We start from the raw sequence: 16166 nt of genomic DNA on the forward strand, positions 1-16166 counted from the left end.
GGTGTGGCACTGTCCACACCATGCGGCTCTGGCAGTCATGCTAACCCGCGTTTGATTCCTCGCGGCGGGCCAGCCCTCTTTGCCCCAGGGGAGTCATATTGACTAAGCCCCCCCTCTCCCCGGCCCTCTCCCCCTGAGGGGCGAGGGAGAGACAGCCGTCGTCATGGCGTGCGGCTTTGGCCCGTTCGGCGGCTTCGGCCAATGCCCTTGGTTGTCAGATCTTTTCCAGCAGCAGGCCCTTGAGGTACTCGCCTTCGGGGAAGGCCGCCAGCATCGGGTGATCGGTGCCGGCCGAGAGGCGTCGCAGGATGCGCGCATCGGCGCGGGCATCGGTCGCCGCGCCCGCCACGATCTTCTGGAACAGTTCCATGCTGATCGCGCCGGAGCATGAGTAGGTGAACAGCAGGCCACCCGGGCGCAGCAACTGCAGGCCGACCAGGTTGATCTCCTTGTAGGCGCGCGCGGCGCGGTCGATATGCTGGGCCGATGGCGCGAACTTGGGCGGGTCCAGCACGATCAGGTCGAACTGGCGGCCGTCGGCGCGGAACTGGCGCAGCGACTTGAACACATCGGCGTCGAGCCAGGTCGCGCGCTCGGGGTCGAAGCCGTTGAGGGTGACGTTGCCCGCGGCGGTCTTGAGCGCCTCGCCGGAGGAGTCGATCGAGGTCACCGAGGTGGCGCCGCCGCGCAGCGCCGCCAGCGAGAAGCCGCCGGTGTAGCAGAAGCAGTTGAGCACCTCGCGGCCGTTGGCCAGGTCGCCCACCAGCTTGCGGTTGTCGCGCTGGTCGACATAGAAGCCGGTCTTGTGGCCGCTCCTCACGTCCACGTAGTAGCGCACGCCGTGCTCGGTCACGCTGAGCTCGGGGTCGGGCTCGGCGCCGGCCAGCACGCCGGTCACCAGCGGCAAGCCTTCGCGCTCGCGCACGGCGGCGTCGGAGCGCTCGTACACGTTCGGGCAGCCGGTTTCCTTGACGAGCGCCTGCACCAGGGCGTCCTTCCAGGCTTCGACCCCGGCCGCATTGAACTGGCACACCAGCTGGCCGTTGGCGCCGCTGCCGTAGTAGTCGACGATCAGGCCCGGCAGGCGGTCGGATTCACCGAAGATCAGGCGCACGGCGTCGCTGTCTTTCACCCACTGCTTGCGATGCGCGAGGGCGGCGGACACGCGCCGCTTGAACATGGCGTGATCGACCGGCTCGTTCTCGTCGAAGCTCCACACCCGCACGCGAATCTGGGAAGAGGGGCTGTACGCCCCGCGCGCCAGGAAGCGGCCGTCGGCGGCGCGCACGATCACGGTGCTGCCGGGCTCGCAGCGGCCTTCGACGGTATCCACGCCGGTGGCGTAGACCCAGGGGTGGCGGCGCAGCAAGGATTTTTCCTTGCCGGGCTTGAGGGTGATGGTGTTCATGATTTGTTGTTTTAGGCGCCAGACGAAGCCGAGCGAACAGGCCAGCCCGGTCCGAAGTGCCTGATTGTTGTTACTCCCTCTCCCCTCACGGGGAGAGGGGCGGGGAGAGGGGTGGCTTAGCTAGGAGCCACAACAAGCGGAGCCATTGTTTCTGTCCAGCACTGCAGCACTGGATACGCTCACCCTTCTCCCGCATGGCGGGAGGATTACGGCAAGCTCGCCGGCCCGCTACACCGCTCAACCGGCTACAGCACTACCTTCACCATCGGGTGCGACGTCAGTGCGCGGTACAGCTCGTCGAGCTGTTCGCGGCTGGTGACCCATACCGTGACGGTCAGGCCGAGGTAGTTGCCCTTGGCGGAAGGGCGCATCTCCATCTTGCCGGCGTGGAAGTCGGGATCGAAGCCCTGCACCAGCGTCACGATGGCTTCGGCAAAGCCATCCTGCATGCTGCCCATCACCTTGATGGGGAAATGGCTGGGGTACTCGATCAGCGACTCGGCCGGCGGGATGTCGCCCGGCTTGCCCTGGTCGGAATTGTCGGCGCTCATTTCAATGCCCTCCTTACTTGCGCTTGAACCACAAGCGGATGGTATCCCACAGGCGGCCGAAGAAGCCGGCCTCGGGCACGTCTTCCAGCGCCACCACCGGGAACTCGGCCACCTTGGTGGCACCGTCCATCAGCTTGACCGTGCCGACCTGCTGGCCGGCGGTGAGCGGCGCCACCAGCAGTTCCTGGCGCTCCAGCACCGGCTTGATGCGCCCGCCCGTGCCCTTGGGCACGGTGATGTAAGTCTCGTCCTTGACGCCGATCTTGACGGTGGATTCCTTGCCCTTGTAGATGTCGGGCGTGGCCAGCACCTGGCCGCGGTCGTACAGGCGCAGCGTGTCGAAGAACTGGAAGCCGTAGTTCAGGATCTTCAGGCTTTCCTGGGTGCGGACCGCTTCGGTGGTGGTGCCGATCACGATCGAGACCAGGCGGCGCGAACCGTTAGGCACATTGGCCAGCGGACGCTTGGCCGAGGAGATCAGGCAATAGCCGGCCGACTTGGTGTGGCCGGTCTTGAGGCCGTCCACGGTGGGGTCGATGTAAAGCAGGCGGTTGCGGTTGGGCTGGCGGATCTTGTTGTAGGTGAATTCCTTCTGCGAGTACATGCTGTAGTACTCGGGGAAGTCCTTGATGATCCGCGTGGTCAGCGTGGCCAGGTCCATGGCCGTGGTGTAGTGGTTCGGGTCGGGGATGCCGTCGGTGTTGCTGAAGTGGGTGTTCTTCATGCCCATCCGCTGGGCCTCGCGATTCATCATCGCCACGAAGCCTTCTTCCGAGCCGCCCACGGCTTCGGCCAGCGCCAGCGCCGCGTCATTGCCCGATTGCACGATCAAGCCCAGCAACAGGTCCTGCACGCTGACCGGCTTGTTGGCTTCCAGGAACATGCGGGATTCGTCGCTCTTGACCTTCTGCACGATCGTGGTCGGCACTACGGTCTGGTCCAGCGTGAGGCGCTTTTCCTTGAGTGCGGCGAACGCCAGGTAGGCGGTCATCAGCTTGGTCAGCGAAGCTGGCTCGATGCGCACATCGGCGTTCTGCGAAGCCAGGGCCTGGCCGCTGGTGACGTCATACAGCATCCAGGACTTGGCCGCCACCTGCGGCATCGGCACGCCCTGGGCGCGCACGGGAGCCGGGGCAAGCACGACGGCGGCGCCGACGATGGCTGCGGTGACCAGGGCGGATGTGTTGGCGGACGCGAAAAGCGGCGTGGCTCTATTCAACATGTTTCAGTTTCCGGCAAAAAAAAGGGGCGGGGAGTGCATCCGGTGACATGGCGGGGCGGCGCRCCGCCCCCGTCACTGGTCCCACGCATTGACGACGAGCTGCTTGATCAGGTGCAGCTTGCGATGAAAGAAGTGGTCGGCGCCGGGGATCACGATCACCGGCAGCTCCTGCGGGCGGGCCCAGTCGAACACGCTCGCCAGCGGCACGGTATCGTCCTGCTCGCCGTGGATGACGATGGTGTCGGCCGGCACGTGGGCGACTTCCCAGCGGCTGGCGGCAGTGCCCACCATGGCCAGGCGCTGCACCGGCGTGCCGGCTTCGGCCAGGCGCCGGGCGACGTGGCTGGCCACGAAGCTGCCAAACGAGAAGCCGGCCAGCGCCAGCGGCAGCGTGGCGGCATCCGGCGACCACGCGGACTGGGTACGCATCCAGCCGATGACAGCCAGCAGGTCGTCCTGCTCGCCCACGCCGTTGTCGTGGCTGCCGGCGGTGCCGCCGACGCCACGGAAGTTCGGGCGCACGGTGGCGTAGCCAAGCTGCACGAAACTGCGTGCCAGCGTCTGCGCTACCTTGTTGTCCTTGGTGCCGCMGAACAGCGGATGCGGGTGGGCCACCAGCGCGAGCCCGCGCGGGGCGCCGGCCTGCGGCAGGTCGACTGAAACGTCGATGGCRCCGACGGGGCCGGCGACGGTAAGTACCTGGGTATGCGCGTTCATGGGAACAGGAAGCAGGGTGGCTGGCTTTGGCGCCGTGGCGCCGTGGTTTCGGTGATTCAGCGTTTCAGCCGAGGCCGGGGCTGAGGTCACTGAGGTCAATCAGTGATCGACCATCAGGCGTTCGACCGGCTTGCCGCCCACCAGATGGCTCTCGATGATCTCGTCGATGTCCTGCTCGTCGACGAAGGTGTACCAGACGGCCTCGGGATAGACCACCAGCACCGGCCCGAGTTCACAGCGGTTCAGGCAGCCAGCCTTGTTGATGCGCACGCGGCCTTCGCCGCCGGAGATGCCAAGCGCCTTGCAGCGCTTCTTGGCGTATTCCTGCATGGCCTGGGCGTTATGCGCACCACAGCAGGCGCCGCCGTCCTCGCGCTGGTTGAGGCAGAAGAAAACGTGGTGCTGGTAGTGGCTGCGCATGCGTGGTGGGCGTATCGGCGGCGGCAACGCGGGAGGCAATGAGTGCCCGGGGCGCGCGCCGGTCGCCAGGAATGGGTGGAAGGGCTGAATTATACGGCGTCATGGGGGGCGGTTCGACGCTTTGGGAACCCGCTTCGATGCCGCGCGTGTGCCGCGCGCACTGCGTCGCGGCCACGGGTGGCGTAGCGCGCACCCAGGCTGGCCGGATCGTCCGGATCTCTGGACGGCCGATTTCCAGAATTCCGGAAAATCGGAGTGAACGGTCGTGCGCTTTGCCAGCTTCCTTTTGAAATCAGTCACTTGGCGGCGCCGGCCGGCCTGGCACGGCGGTTGCGAGGCTTAAGGCAGACGCGCTCCATTTGCAGGGCGCGCGAATCTGCCGCTGTGCGGCGGCGGGCACGGTCAAATACCGAGGACGACATCATGAGGAAACCCTTTTACAAGATCCTGTACGTGCAGGTGCTGTTCGCCATCGCGGTGGGCATCGTGCTCGGGCATTTCTGGCCCGCTACGGGCGTAGCCATGAAACCGCTGGGGGATGGCTTCATCAAGCTGATCAAGATGATCATCGGCCCGATCATCTTCTGTACCGTGGTGTCCGGCATCGCCGGCATGCGCGACATGAAGAAGGTGGGCCGGGTCGGCGGCAAGGCGCTGCTCTACTTCGAGGTGATCTCCACCTTCGCGCTGCTGATCGGCCTGCTGTCCGCGCACCTGCTCAAGCCGGGCGCGGGCTTCAACATCGATCCGGCCACGCTCGACACCAAGTCGATCTCGCAGTACGTGACGCAGGCGCATGGCCAGAGCACGGTCGAGTTCTTCATGCACATCATCCCGGACACGATGGTCAGCGCGTTCGCCAATGGCGACATCCTGCAGATCCTGCTGATTTCCCTGCTCTTCGGCTCGGCGCTGGCGGCCATGGGTGACCGCTCGCAGATCGTGTTCGACTTCGTCGAGCAGGTCTCCAAGGTGTTCTTCCACATCGTTCACGTGATCACCAAGGTGGCCCCGCTGGGCGCGTTCGGCGCGATGGCCTTCACCATCGGCAAGTACGGCCTGGGCTCGCTGGTGCCGCTGCTCAAGCTGATCGGCACCTTCTACTTCACCGCGATCGTCTTCGTGGTAGTGGTGCTGGGCGCGGTGGCACGCCTGACGGGCTTCAACATCTTCCGTTTCATCTCCTACATCAAGGAGGAACTGCTGATCGTGCTGGGCACCAGCTCGTCGGAGGCGGCGCTGCCGCACCTGATGGAAAAGCTGGAAAAGCTGGGCTGCTCCAAATCGGTGGTGGGGCTGGTGGTGCCCACGGGCTACTCCTTCAACCTGGATGGCACCAACATCTACATGACCATGGCGGTGCTTTTCATCGCCCAGGCCACCGGCATCGAGCTCACGCTGCTGCAGCAGCTCACCGTGCTGGGCGTGGCGATGATCACCTCCAAGGGCGCCRSCGGCRTSACCGGCKCCGGCTTCATCACGCTGGCCGCCACGCTKKCGGTGGTGCCGGACATTCCGGTGGCGGGCATGGTGCTGATCCTCGGCATCGACCGCTTCATGAGCGAATGCCGCGCGCTGACCAACATCATCGGCAATGGCGTGGCGACGGTGGTGATGTCGGCGTGGGAGCACGAACTCGACCGCGCGCAGCTTGACCGCATGCTGCGCCGTGGCGGCGATGAAACGGCCGAACTTGCCGAAGCCGGCCCCGGCGTCCGCTGAGGTCCCGGCGTCCGGAGCGGCGGCGCCAGCCGGCGCCGCCCGCCAGCGGGTATCATCGGCGCGTGTCCCTTCGCATGCGCCGATGCCACATTCCGACGATTTCCTCGCCGTGCATGATCCCGCTTCCGCCCGCCTGGTGCATGCGCCAGGCGATGGCGGCGGAACCTGGCGGGGCTTTGCCGCGGCGCTAGCCGTCGGCCTGGTCGTCCTGTGCTCGCTGACCTGGCTGGTTTCGATGCAGCGCGGCATCGACGGGCTGCAGCAAGCCACGGCCACCCGCGCCGATCGTTACGCGGCCACGCTGGAAAGCACGCTCGACCGCTACGAGTTCCTCCCCGCGCTGGTCTCGCTCCATCCCTTTGTCCATGACCTGCTGGCCGCGCCAGGCGATCCCGTGCGCGTGGCGGCGGCCAACCGCTACCTGTCCGAAGTCAACCGCCGCGCGCGGGCTTCGGCCACCTATGTCATTGCCGCCAACGGCCTCGCGCTGGCCGCCAGCAACCATGACGAGCCGGGCAGCTTTGTCGGCACCGACTACCGCTTCCGCCCTTACTTCCAGAGCGCATCGCGCGGGGAGATCGGGCGCTTCTACGCCATCGGCATCACCAGCGATGAGCCCGGCTACTACATTGCGCAGCCCGTGAAGGTGGGGGGGCGCGTGGTGGGCGTGACCGTGGTCAAGCTCAACCTGGAGTGGTTCCAGCGCGCTGGCGCCGGCGGCGCCGAGCCGGTGATGGTTAGYGACGAGCATGGCGTGATCTTCCTTTCCTCGGTGCCGGCCTGGCAGTACCGCACCTTGCAGCCGCTGCCAAGCGAGCTGCAGACCGAGCTGGACCGCACGCGCCAGTACCATGACCAGGAGGTCAGGCCGCTGCCGCTGGAGGCGCTGCAGTCTCCCGTTACGCAATGGCTGGGCCGGACCGTGCTGGGCGAGGGCGCGCGGCTGGTGCGCATTGGTACCGGCAGCAACGCCGAGCGCTACCTCGAGATCAGCCGCAAGGTGGGCCCCGCCGACTGGACCATGCAGGTGATGGCCGCGCTGGACCCGGTGCTGGCCAGCKCGCGCAATGCCACCGTCGGGGCGGCGCTGGCCTATGCCTGCATGTGCCTGCTGCTGTTCAACTGGCGCCAGCGCCGGCAGCGCGCGCGCGATATCGAATACGGCAGGCGCCTGCTCGAAGCCGCCTACGATGAGCTGGAGCGCCGGGTGGAGGCGCGCACCGCCGACCTGATGGCCATCAACGAGCAGCTGGAAGCCGAGGTCGCGGAGCGCACCCGCGCCGAGAGCGAGCTGCGCGCGGCGCAGGATGAGCTGGTGCAGGCCAGCAAGCTGGCGGCGTTGGGCCAGATGGCAGCCGGCATCACGCATGAGCTGAACCAGCCGCTGGCGGCCCTGCGCACGTTTTCCGACAACACCCGCGTGCTGCTCGAGCGCGGGCAGCTCGATGCGGCCGCCGGCAACCTCGTCGCCATCGCCGACCTCACCACCCGCATGGGCAAGATCACCGGGCAGCTCAAGCTGTTCGCCGGCAAGGCGCGCCAGCGGCGGCACGCGGTGCATGTGCGCGCCGCGCTGGACCACGTGCTGGCGCTCATGGCCCCGCGCCTGGCCCATGTCGCGCTGAAGGTGGAGGGCTTGTCCCAGCCGCCCGGGCCGGCGGTGTGGGCCGATGAGCTCAAGCTCGAGCAGGTGCTGCTCAACCTGATCGGCAATGCCCTCGATGCGCTGGCCACCGCGGCGCCGCGCGCGCCCTGCGTGGAAGTGGCGGTGAGCGAGCACGGCGGCACGGTCAGCATCGCGGTGCGCGACAATGGCACCGGCATCGCCGCCGACGCCTTGCCACGATTGTTCGAACCCTTCTTCACCACCAAGGAGATCGGCCAGGGGCTCGGCCTGGGCCTGGCCATTTCGTCGTCCATCGTGCGCGAGTTCGGCGGGCAGTTGAGCGCGGCCGACCGGCCCGGCGGCGGCGCGGAATTCGTGGTGATGCTGCGGCGCGCGCCCGCGCCCGAAGGTGCCGCGCCCCGCGCCGCCACCACTTCCATCTCTCCCACCCATACTGAGTGAGCATTGCCATGCAAGACGGATTGCGTGTCCTGTTCGTCGAAGACGAACCCCTGGTGCGCCAGGCCACCGCGCAGAGCCTGGAGCTGGCTGGCTTCTCCGTGCTGGCGCTGCCCTCGGCCGAGGCCGCCATGCCGCACCTGTCGCCGGAGTTTCCCGGCGTGCTGGTGACGGACGTGCGCCTCACCGGCGCCAGCGGGCTGGACCTGCTGCAGCACTGCCGCAACGCGGCGCCGGGCGTGCCGGTGATCCTGGTCACCGGCCACGGCGATATCACCATGGCGGTACAGGCCATGCGCGAAGGCGCCTACGATTTCATCGAGAAGCCCTTTGGCGCCGACCGCCTGACTGAGACCGTGCGCCGCGCGCTGGAGCGGCGCGCGCTGGAGCTGGAGAACCGCGCGCTGCGGCGCGAGCTGGCCGGCCCGGCCGCGGGCACGCGCATCATCGGGCGCTCGCCGGCCATCGAGCAGGTGCGCACGCTGGTGGCCAACGTGGCCGCCACGGATGTCCCCGTGATGATCAACGGCGAGACCGGTACCGGCAAGGAGCTGGTGGCGCGCAGCCTGCATGCTTTGTCGCCGCGCCACCAAGCGCCCTTCGTCGCGCTGAACTGCGGCGCAGTGCCCGAGGCCATCTTCGAGAGCGAGATGTTCGGCCACGAGGCCGGCGCGTTTACCGGCGCCGGCAAGCGCCGCGTGGGCAAGCTCGAGCACGCCTCGGGCGGCACGCTGTTCCTCGACGAGATCGAGAGCATGCCGCTAGCGCTGCAGGTCAAGCTGCTGCGGGTGCTGCAGGAGGGCACGCTGGAGCGGCTCGGCTCCAATGCCTCCATCGCCATCGACGTGCGCATCGTGGCCGCGGCCAAGGGCGATATGGAGACGCTGGTGGCGCAAGGCACGTTCCGCGAGGATTTGTACTACCGGCTCAACGTGGTCACCATCCCGTTGCCCCCGCTGCGCGAGCGGCGCGAGGACATCGTTGCGCTGTTCGAGCATTTCATGCTGGTGGCGGCGGTGCGCTACCAGCGCCCCGTGCCCATCCTCTCCGAGCTGCAGCGCCAGGCGCTGATGCAGCGCGCGTGGCCCGGCAACGTGCGCGAGCTGCGCAACGCCGCCGACCGCCTGGTGCTGGGCGTGCCCGAGGGCGGCACGCGCGCCGATGCGCTCGACGACTCCACGCCGCTCAAGGAGCGCATGGAGCACTACGAGYGCGCCGTCATTGCCGATACGCTGGCGCGCACCGGCGGCGCGGTCAGCCAGGCGGCGGATCTGCTGCAGGTGGGCAAGGCCACGCTGTACGACAAGATCAAGCGCTACGGGCTGTAGCGCTTCGGGCGCTTCGGGCGTTTCCGGGCTAACCGGGCCAACCGGGCGCTGTGCGCTGCGAGTCGACATCTCTTGATACACTCGCGGGCCCGAACAGCTCACCCGGAACACGCAATGAACGAGGTATCCAGCCAGCACGCATCCAGCCGCCTGGGCGGCACGGCCGTCGAGGTCGATGGCCAGCAACTCACCGCCGCGGCGCTGGCGCAGGTGGCGCAAGGCCGTCGCCAGGCCAGCCTGGACCAGGCCGCGCGTGCCCATGTGGCGGATGCGCGTGCGCGTTTCGAGGAACTTGCCTCGTCCAATATCCCCATCTACGGCGTTTCCACCGGCTTTGGCGAGCTGGTCCATAACTGGGTGGATATCGAGCATGCCGGCGCCCTGCAGGAAAACCTGTTGCGCAGCCACTGCGCCGGCGTGGGCCCGCTGTTCGGGCGCGAAGAGGTGCGCGCGATGATGGTCGCGCGCGCCAATGCGCTGGCGCGGGGCTATTCGGCGGTACGCCCGCTGGTGATCGAGCAATTGCTGCGTTATGTCGAGGCGGGCATCACGCCCGCCGTGCCGCAGGTGGGCTCGCTCGGCGCCAGCGGGGACCTCGCGCCGCTCTCGCATATCGCCATCACACTGATTGGCGAAGGCAAGCTGCTGCTGGCCGACGGCACCACCGCGCCCACCGCGCAGGTATTGCGCGAGCATGGCATCGAGCCGATCAAGCTGTCCCACAAGGAAGGGCTGGCGCTGATCAACGGCACCTCGGCCATGACCGGCATGGCATGCCTGCTGCTGGAAACCATGCGCGCCCAGGTGACGCAGGCCGAGATCATCGCGGCGCTGGCGCTGGAAGGGCTGAACGCCTCGGCCGACGCCTTCATGACCCACGGCCACGATATTGCCAAGCCGCATCCGGGCCAGGTGCAATCGGCGGCCAACCTGCGCGCGCTGCTGGCGGGTTCCACGCGCCTCTCAGGGCATGGCCAGCTGGCGGGGGAAATGAAGACCCGCGCGGGCGACGAGAAGAACACCGGCACCGGCGTGTTTATCCAAAAGGCCTACACGCTGCGCTGCATTCCGCAGGTGCTGGGCGCGGTGCGCGACACGCTGGGCCACTGCGCCACCGTGGTCGAGCGCGAGCTGAATTCGTCCAACGACAATCCACTGTTCTTCGACGACGGCGAGCTGTTCCACGGCGGCAATTTCCACGGCCAGCAAGTCGCGTTCGCCATGGACTTCCTCGCCATCGCGGCCACGCAGCTTGGCGTGGTGTCGGAGCGCCGCCTCAACCGCCTGCTCAGCCCGCACCTGAATAACGGCTTGCCGGCTTTCCTGGCGGCCGCCAACGAGGGCCTGAGCTGCGGGTTTGCCGGCGCCCAGTATCCGGCCACCGCGCTGATCGCCGAGAACCGCACCATCTGCAGCCCGGCCAGCATCCAGAGCGTGCCGTCCAACGGCGACAACCAGGACGTGGTGAGCATGGGCCTGATCGGCGCGCGCAATGCACGCCGCATCATCGACAACAACCAGTACATCCTCGCCGTGGAACTGCTCGCAGCCTGCCAGGCCGCCGAGCTGGCAGGCGCGGTGGAGAGCCTGTCGCCGGCGGGCCGCGCGGTCTTTGCCTTTGTGCGCGAGCGCGTGCCGTTCCTGGCGATGGATCGCTACATGACCGACGACATCGAAGCCATTGCCGCGCAACTGCGCGCCGGCGCGCTGGTGGAGGTGGTGCGCGCGGCAGGCGCGGCGGTCAACTGACACGCGCCCTGGCCGCGCAGCCTCATTTCCACATATCGCGCATGCGGCCGGCCAGGTCCAGCCTGGGCAGCGGCGCCTTGGCCGGCGCATCCGCCACCGGCGGGGGCGGCGGCCAGGACCGGCTGTGGAACAGCGGCATCACGCGGTTGGGCAGAAAGCGCGTGCGCGAGGCGTAGACATGGCGGTCGCCATAGGCGGTCTGCTGGTGCACATAGAAACGCTGCGGCACCACGATGTCGAGGTGGTCGCGGGCGCGGGTCATGGCTACGTATAGCAGCCGGCGCTCTTCCTCGATTTCCTCGGTGGTGCCGGTGGCCAGGTCCGACGGCATGCAGCCGTCGACGGCATTGAGCACATAGACGGCCTTCCATTCCTGGCCCTTGGCCGAGTGGATGGTGGACAGGATCAGGTAATCCTCGTCGCGCAGCGGCACGCCGGATTCGTCGCTCGATGCGTCCGGCGGGTCGAGCGTGAGTTCCGTCAGGAAGCGCTCGCGCGACGCGTAGGTGGCGGCGATGCGCTCCAGTTGCTGCAGGTCAGCCGCGCGTGCGGGAGCGTCGTCGTGCAGGCGCTCAAGGTGCGGCTGGTACCACGCCACCACCTGCTCGAAGGCGGAGGGCCACGGCGCGGCCGGGGCCATCAGGCTGCGCGCCAGCGCCAGCAGGTCGGGCCAGGCCTCGGCGGCGGCTGGCGGCGCCTCAAAGGACTCCAGGGCAAATAGCGGCTCGGTGGCGATTTCCACGGCATCGAGCACACGAGCAGCAGTCTTGGGCCCCACGCCAGGCAGCAGCTGCAGGCTGCGGAAGCCCGCCATGCGGTCGCGCGGATTTTCCAGCCAGCGCACCACCGCCAGCACATCCTTCACGTGCGTGGATTCCAGGAACTTCAAGCCGCCGAACTTCACGAACGGGATGTTGCGCCGGACCAGCTCGATCTCCAGCTGCGCGCTGTGGTCGGCGGCGCGGAACAGCACCGCCTGCGACAGCAGCGCCAGCCCGGCCTCGCGCCGCGCCAGGATCTGCTCGACCACATAGCGGGCCTGGTCCGCCTCGTCGTTGACCACCACGATCTCCGGCTTCTCGGCCGAGCCGCGCTCCGACCACAGGTCCTTGGTATAGCGCTCGGCCGCCAGCCCGATCACCGCGTTGGCGGCAGCCAGGATGGGCTGGGTGGAGCGGTAGTTCTGCGACAGCGTGACCATGTCCGCGGCCGGCGTGAACTGCGCGGGGAAATCGAGGATGTTGCGCACCGTGGCGCCACGGAAGGCGTAGATCGACTGTGCATCGTCGCCCACCACCGTCAGGCCGCGCCCGTCGGGCTTGAGCGCGAGCAGGATGGCAGCCTGCAGCGCATTGGTGTCCTGGTATTCGTCCACCAGCACGTGGTCGAAGCGCGCGCCCATGTCCTGCGCCAGCGCGGGCTCGGCCAGTGCCTGCGCCCAGTAGAGCAGCAGGTCGTCGTAGTCGAGCACCTGCTGCTTCTGCTTGGCTTGCACATAGCCGGCAAATAGTCCGCGCAGCGCATCCGTCCACATGGCATAGCGCGGGAACCATTGCTTGAGCACGTCTTCGAGCGGCGCCTGGGTGTTGACCACGCGCGAGTAGATCGACAGGCAGGTTTCCTTGCGGGGGAACCGCGAAGCCTGGGCCGACAGGCCCAGGTCGTGCCGCACCACGTTCATCAGGTCGGCGGCGTCGCCGCGATCGCAGATGGTGAAGCTGGGCGACAGGCCAAGCGTTTCCGCGTACTCGCGCAGCAGGCGTGCGCCGATGGCGTGGAAGGTGCCTGACCATGTGAGTGCCGCGCGCCCCGCCCCGGAGGCTTGCATGCCCAGCGCCTGGTCGACGATGCGCTCGACCCGCCGCCCCATCTCCGACGCCGCGCGGCGCGAGAACGTCAGCAGCAGGATGCGGCGCGGGTCTGCGCCGCCCAGCACCAGATGGGCGACGCGGTGGGCCAGCGTGTTGGTCTTGCCCGAGCCGGCACCGGCGATGATCAGCAGCGGCGCGGCTGACTCATGCATCACGGCCGCGCGCTGTTCCGGGTTCAGGGTGGACAGGTAGGCCGGCGTGTCGGGGGCGCAGGCATCCACGGTATCGGGCTGCTTGACGGCGGGTGCGTCGCAAAGCACGGCGCTGGGATCGGGATCGAGTAACACGGAGCGGGGGCCTTAGGGGATGCCGGGCGCAAGTGCGCTCGCCAGCATGGGCGGGGAAAGCTGCTGGCAACTGTATATCCATACAGCCGGGCTGCGCAAGCCGGGCATTGCCCGACCGCGCCCTGGCAATAAAAAAGGTGCCATGGAAGKCACCTTTCTGGGCGGAGGCGGTGAGCCAGGCGGTGGCTCAGGCTGCCTTGGCGAGCGCGCCGTCGAGCAGCTTGTGCAGCGCGTCCCACTCGGGCTCGCCCACATAGCGCTTGAGGATGCGGCCGTCCTTGTCGATCACGAAGGTGGTCGGGGTCAGCTGCACTTCGCCGAATGCCTTGGCGGCCGCGCCGTCGGAATCCATCGCCACCTTGAACGGCAGCTTGCGCGTTTGCGCATAGTTCATCACGTATATGGGCGGGTCATAGCTCATTGCCACGGCGACGAACTCCAGGCCCTTGCCCTTGAACTTGTCATAGGTGCGGACCATGTCCGGCATTTCCTTGACGCAGGTGACGCAGCTGGTGGCCCAGAAGTTGACCAGGTAGACCTTGCCCTTGAGATCGGCGGTGCTGATCTTCTCGCCCGACAGCAGCGTGAACGTGGCGGGCGGCGCCGCATTGGCGGGGGCGACGGCGCGATAGCCGAACCAGCCCAGCACGGCAACCAGCAGCACGGCGGCGATCACAGGCCACCGCTTGCGCGAGGCGGTGCTTGCCGGGGTGGGTGCGGTGGGGGAAGCGGAGGTCGTCATGATGCTCGCCGACAGGTCAGACAAGCCACTATTCTACTGCCGCTGCCGAGGCGCTGCCGGCTGCATTCACCGAGCCGCCGCGGATGCGACGATTGGCCGCAGCCGGGTGCGCCATCGTGCGCCTCAATGCGCCTTGCTTGCCAAGGCCGAGCGGGCCTGGTCCAGCGCCTGCTCAAGGTAGGCGCCATAGAAATCGGGCTGCATGCCACGCAGCGGCGTGGCCAGCGAGCGGCCGCGCGCGTCGAGGAAGAGCACCGTGGGCGCTACCGCCACATTGCGGCTGCGCGCCCATTCGCGTGCGGTGGTCATGCTGCCATCGGCGTTGCGCAGGGGCGTGTCGGCGGTCATGTCGAGCTCGCGCGCCTCGATTTCGCCCGCCGCGGCTTGCGGGCCGAGATAGTTGCGGCGCACCGTTTCGCAGTACACGCAGCCGGGCAGTGTTACCAGCACCACCAGGGGCTCGCCCCGGCTGGCCGCAGCGGCGGCCTGGGTGGCGAGATCGTTGGCGGGGGGCAGGTGGGCCGTGGCGGCCAGGGCGCTCGTGCCTGCCGCGACCAGCATGGCGCCGAGCATCGCCATGCCAGCACGGCGCGCGGTGCCAAAAACACCCCGGGGGGATGGCGGCATTGGCCGGATCGATGGCTGGGTTTGCATTGGCGGGCAATGTGAATGAGCGCTGGCACGCGGGTTCCACGATAATAGCGGCTTATCTCCGCATTCGCCGCCCTGATGCCCCACGCCTGGTTTCCACGGTTTTTCCGCTTGCCGCAGTCCCCGCTTGCCAAAGCCATCGTCCTGGGCGCGCTCGGCGCCGGGCTGATCGCCTGTTCGCCCCGCTATGACTGGCGCACCATCCAGTCCAACGAAGGCGCCTACGCGGCGCTTTATCCCGGCAAGCCATCCGGCGCTGCGCGCGAGGTGGCGATTGCCGGGCGCAAGCTGCCCATGACGATGGACGCGGCCCGGGTCGACGAGACCTTGTTCGCCGTGGGCGTGGTGACCTTGCCCGCCGATGACGCCGAGTTGCGGCAGGCGGCGCTGGATTCCATGCAGAAGGGCTTGCTCGGCAACCTCGGGCCGCATCCTGCCGACGCGGTCAAGACCCGCAAGGTGACGGTGATGTCGGCCGCATCGCCGGCCGTGGCGCTCGAGGGCGTGGAGCTGCAGGTGGCTGCGGTATCGCCGCAGGACCAGTCGCCACGCAGGCTGACCGCGCGGCTGGTGGCATCGGGCGTGCACGTCTACCAGGCGGTCGTGCTGGAGGCGGGAGAGGCCGCGCGCGACCAGCGCCAGGCGGAACAGATAGACCAGTTCCTGACGGGCTTCCATCCGTTCTGACCTGGGCGCTCCAAGCTTCAAGGCAGATTCAAGACAGTTTATTTTCAAGGAGTAACGCAATGCGTTGGGATGTTTGGCTGGCCTATTTCGCGGCCTGTTGGGTGATTGCCRTGTCGCCGGGTTCCGGCGCGGTGCTGTCGATGAGCCATGGCCTGTCCTATGGGCTGCGCAAGACCACCACCACGATTTTTGGCTTGCAGACCGGGCTGGTCATCATCCTGCTGGTGGCCGGCGGTGGCCTGGGCGCGCTGCTGGTGGCCTCCGAGCACGCCTTTGCCGTGGTCAAGACGATTGGTGCGCTTTACCTGATCTACATCGGCGTGCAGCAATGGCGTGCGCGGGTGGACAGCAGCCAGGACGATGCCGCGCAGGGCGCGCAAGCGCCGCGCGTGGCCGCGCTGAGTCCGCGCCGGCGTTTTGCCACGGGCTTGCTGACCAATGTGACCAACCCCAAGGGCATCATCTTCATGGTCGCGGTATTGCCGCAGTTCATCGATCCCGCCCATGCGCTTGGGCCCCAGCTTGCCATCCTGGCCGCGACCATGTGCGGCGTGGACCTGGTGGTGATGCACGGCTACGCGCTGCTGGCCTCGCGCATGCGCGGCCTGTTCCGCAACGCGCGCGCGGTGCGCTGGCAGAACCGGATCTTCGGCAGCGTGCTGGTGGCCGTGGGCGCGGCGTTGTTCTTCGTCAGGCGCCATCCGGCGTGAAGACTCAGGGCCGGCTCCGCGCCGGTCCGATCCGTC

At 67.9% G+C, this 16166-nt stretch carries 14 protein-coding genes; 6 read left to right on the forward strand and 8 right to left on the reverse strand.

From position 1 onward, the window contains the following. Positions 1-214: 214 nt before the first annotated feature. The 5 genes from AC1DS3_RS12850 to AC1DS3_RS12870 form a co-directional block, all read right to left on the reverse strand. Positions 215-1408, reverse strand: coding sequence for a class I SAM-dependent rRNA methyltransferase (locus tag AC1DS3_RS12850; RefSeq protein ID WP_441632222.1), 1194 nt, complete (start codon positions 1406-1408; stop codon positions 215-217). 245 nt (positions 1409-1653) lie between these two features. Next, positions 1654-1959: a YbeD family protein gene (locus tag AC1DS3_RS12855; RefSeq protein WP_183032022.1), complete on the reverse strand. Its 306-nt coding sequence runs from the start codon at positions 1957-1959 to the stop codon at positions 1654-1656. A 13-nt stretch (positions 1960-1972) separates the two neighbouring features. Then, a complete protein-coding gene (locus AC1DS3_RS12860; protein WP_441632224.1) occupies positions 1973-3181 on the reverse strand; it encodes a D-alanyl-D-alanine carboxypeptidase family protein in 1209 nt (402 codons plus the stop codon). 72 nt (positions 3182-3253) lie between these two features. Then, positions 3254-3898, reverse strand: a complete 645-nt coding sequence (locus AC1DS3_RS12865; RefSeq protein ID WP_477127298.1) for an alpha/beta hydrolase — start codon at positions 3896-3898, stop codon at positions 3254-3256. Positions 3899-3997: 99 nt separating this feature from the next. Next, entirely contained in the window at positions 3998-4318 is a 321-nt protein-coding gene (locus AC1DS3_RS12870) for a (2Fe-2S) ferredoxin domain-containing protein (RefSeq protein ID WP_267605322.1), read from the reverse strand. A gap of 420 nt (positions 4319-4738) precedes the next feature. Between AC1DS3_RS12870 and AC1DS3_RS12875 the strand changes: the two genes are divergently transcribed. The 4 genes from AC1DS3_RS12875 to cmdF all read left to right on the forward strand — a co-directional run bounded on the left by AC1DS3_RS12875 (position 4739) and on the right by cmdF (position 11182). Beyond that, a complete protein-coding gene (locus AC1DS3_RS12875; protein WP_477127316.1) occupies positions 4739-6040 on the forward strand; it encodes a dicarboxylate/amino acid:cation symporter in 1302 nt (433 codons plus the stop codon). 82 nt (positions 6041-6122) lie between these two features. Then, entirely contained in the window at positions 6123-8108 is a 1986-nt protein-coding gene (locus AC1DS3_RS12880; RefSeq protein WP_477127299.1) for a sensor histidine kinase, read from the forward strand. Positions 8109-8116: 8 nt separating this feature from the next. Beyond that, positions 8117-9433: a sigma-54-dependent transcriptional regulator gene (locus AC1DS3_RS12885; RefSeq protein ID WP_477127300.1), complete on the forward strand. Its 1317-nt coding sequence runs from the start codon at positions 8117-8119 to the stop codon at positions 9431-9433. Positions 9434-9547: 114 nt separating this feature from the next. Beyond that, the gene (cmdF, locus tag AC1DS3_RS12890) at positions 9548-11182 is read left to right on the forward strand and encodes a tyrosine 2,3-aminomutase (RefSeq protein WP_441632231.1); all 1635 of its coding nucleotides are present in this window, start codon (positions 9548-9550) and stop codon (positions 11180-11182) included. 22 nt (positions 11183-11204) lie between these two features. Here the strand turns inward: cmdF and AC1DS3_RS12895 are convergent, their stop codons facing one another. The 3 genes from AC1DS3_RS12895 to AC1DS3_RS12905 all read right to left on the reverse strand — a co-directional run bounded on the left by AC1DS3_RS12895 (position 11205) and on the right by AC1DS3_RS12905 (position 14661). After that, complete coding sequence (locus tag AC1DS3_RS12895) at positions 11205-13205, reverse strand: ATP-dependent helicase (RefSeq protein WP_441632400.1); 2001 nt, start codon at positions 13203-13205, stop codon at positions 11205-11207. Between the two features lie 322 nt (positions 13206-13527). Next, positions 13528-14082, reverse strand: coding sequence for a TlpA disulfide reductase family protein (locus AC1DS3_RS12900; protein WP_477127301.1), 555 nt, complete (start codon positions 14080-14082; stop codon positions 13528-13530). A 123-nt stretch (positions 14083-14205) separates the two neighbouring features. Further along, positions 14206-14661 (reverse strand): thioredoxin domain-containing protein, encoded by a 456-nt coding sequence (locus AC1DS3_RS12905; RefSeq protein ID WP_441632402.1) that lies wholly within the window; start codon positions 14659-14661, stop codon positions 14206-14208. Between the two features lie 150 nt (positions 14662-14811). Between AC1DS3_RS12905 and AC1DS3_RS12910 the strand changes: the two genes are divergently transcribed. Then, positions 14812-15420 carry a hypothetical protein gene (locus AC1DS3_RS12910; RefSeq protein WP_441632235.1) on the forward strand — a complete coding sequence of 203 codons (609 nt, stop codon included), beginning with the start codon at positions 14812-14814 and terminating at the stop codon, positions 15418-15420. A gap of 59 nt (positions 15421-15479) precedes the next feature. Beyond that, a complete protein-coding gene (locus AC1DS3_RS12915; protein WP_477127302.1) occupies positions 15480-16130 on the forward strand; it encodes a LysE family transporter in 651 nt (216 codons plus the stop codon). Positions 16131-16166 lie beyond the last annotated feature (36 nt).

It is taken from the genome of Cupriavidus sp. 01L46 (assembly GCF_056399905.1).

Excerpts from the sequence above, each read along its gene's own strand:
- AC1DS3_RS12850 (WP_441632222.1), bottom strand. The coding sequence starts at position 1,408 with ATGAACACCATCACCCTCAAGCCCGGCAAGGAAAAATCCTTGCTGCGC.
- AC1DS3_RS12855 (WP_183032022.1), bottom strand. The coding sequence starts at position 1,959 with ATGAGCGCCGACAATTCCGACCAGGGCAAGCCGGGCGACATCCCGCCG.
- AC1DS3_RS12860 (WP_441632224.1), bottom strand. The coding sequence starts at position 3,181 with ATGTTGAATAGAGCCACGCCGCTTTTCGCGTCCGCCAACACATCCGCC.
- AC1DS3_RS12870 (WP_267605322.1), bottom strand. The coding sequence starts at position 4,318 with ATGCGCAGCCACTACCAGCACCACGTTTTCTTCTGCCTCAACCAGCGC.
- cmdF (WP_441632231.1), top strand. The coding sequence starts at position 9,548 with ATGAACGAGGTATCCAGCCAGCACGCATCCAGCCGCCTGGGCGGCACG.
- AC1DS3_RS12895 (WP_441632400.1), bottom strand. The coding sequence starts at position 13,205 with ATGCATGAGTCAGCCGCGCCGCTGCTGATCATCGCCGGTGCCGGCTCG.
- AC1DS3_RS12900 (WP_477127301.1), bottom strand. The coding sequence starts at position 14,082 with ATGACGACCTCCGCTTCCCCCACCGCACCCACCCCGGCAAGCACCGCC.
- AC1DS3_RS12905 (WP_441632402.1), bottom strand. The coding sequence starts at position 14,661 with ATGGCGATGCTCGGCGCCATGCTGGTCGCGGCAGGCACGAGCGCCCTG.
- AC1DS3_RS12910 (WP_441632235.1), top strand. The coding sequence starts at position 14,812 with ATGCCCCACGCCTGGTTTCCACGGTTTTTCCGCTTGCCGCAGTCCCCG.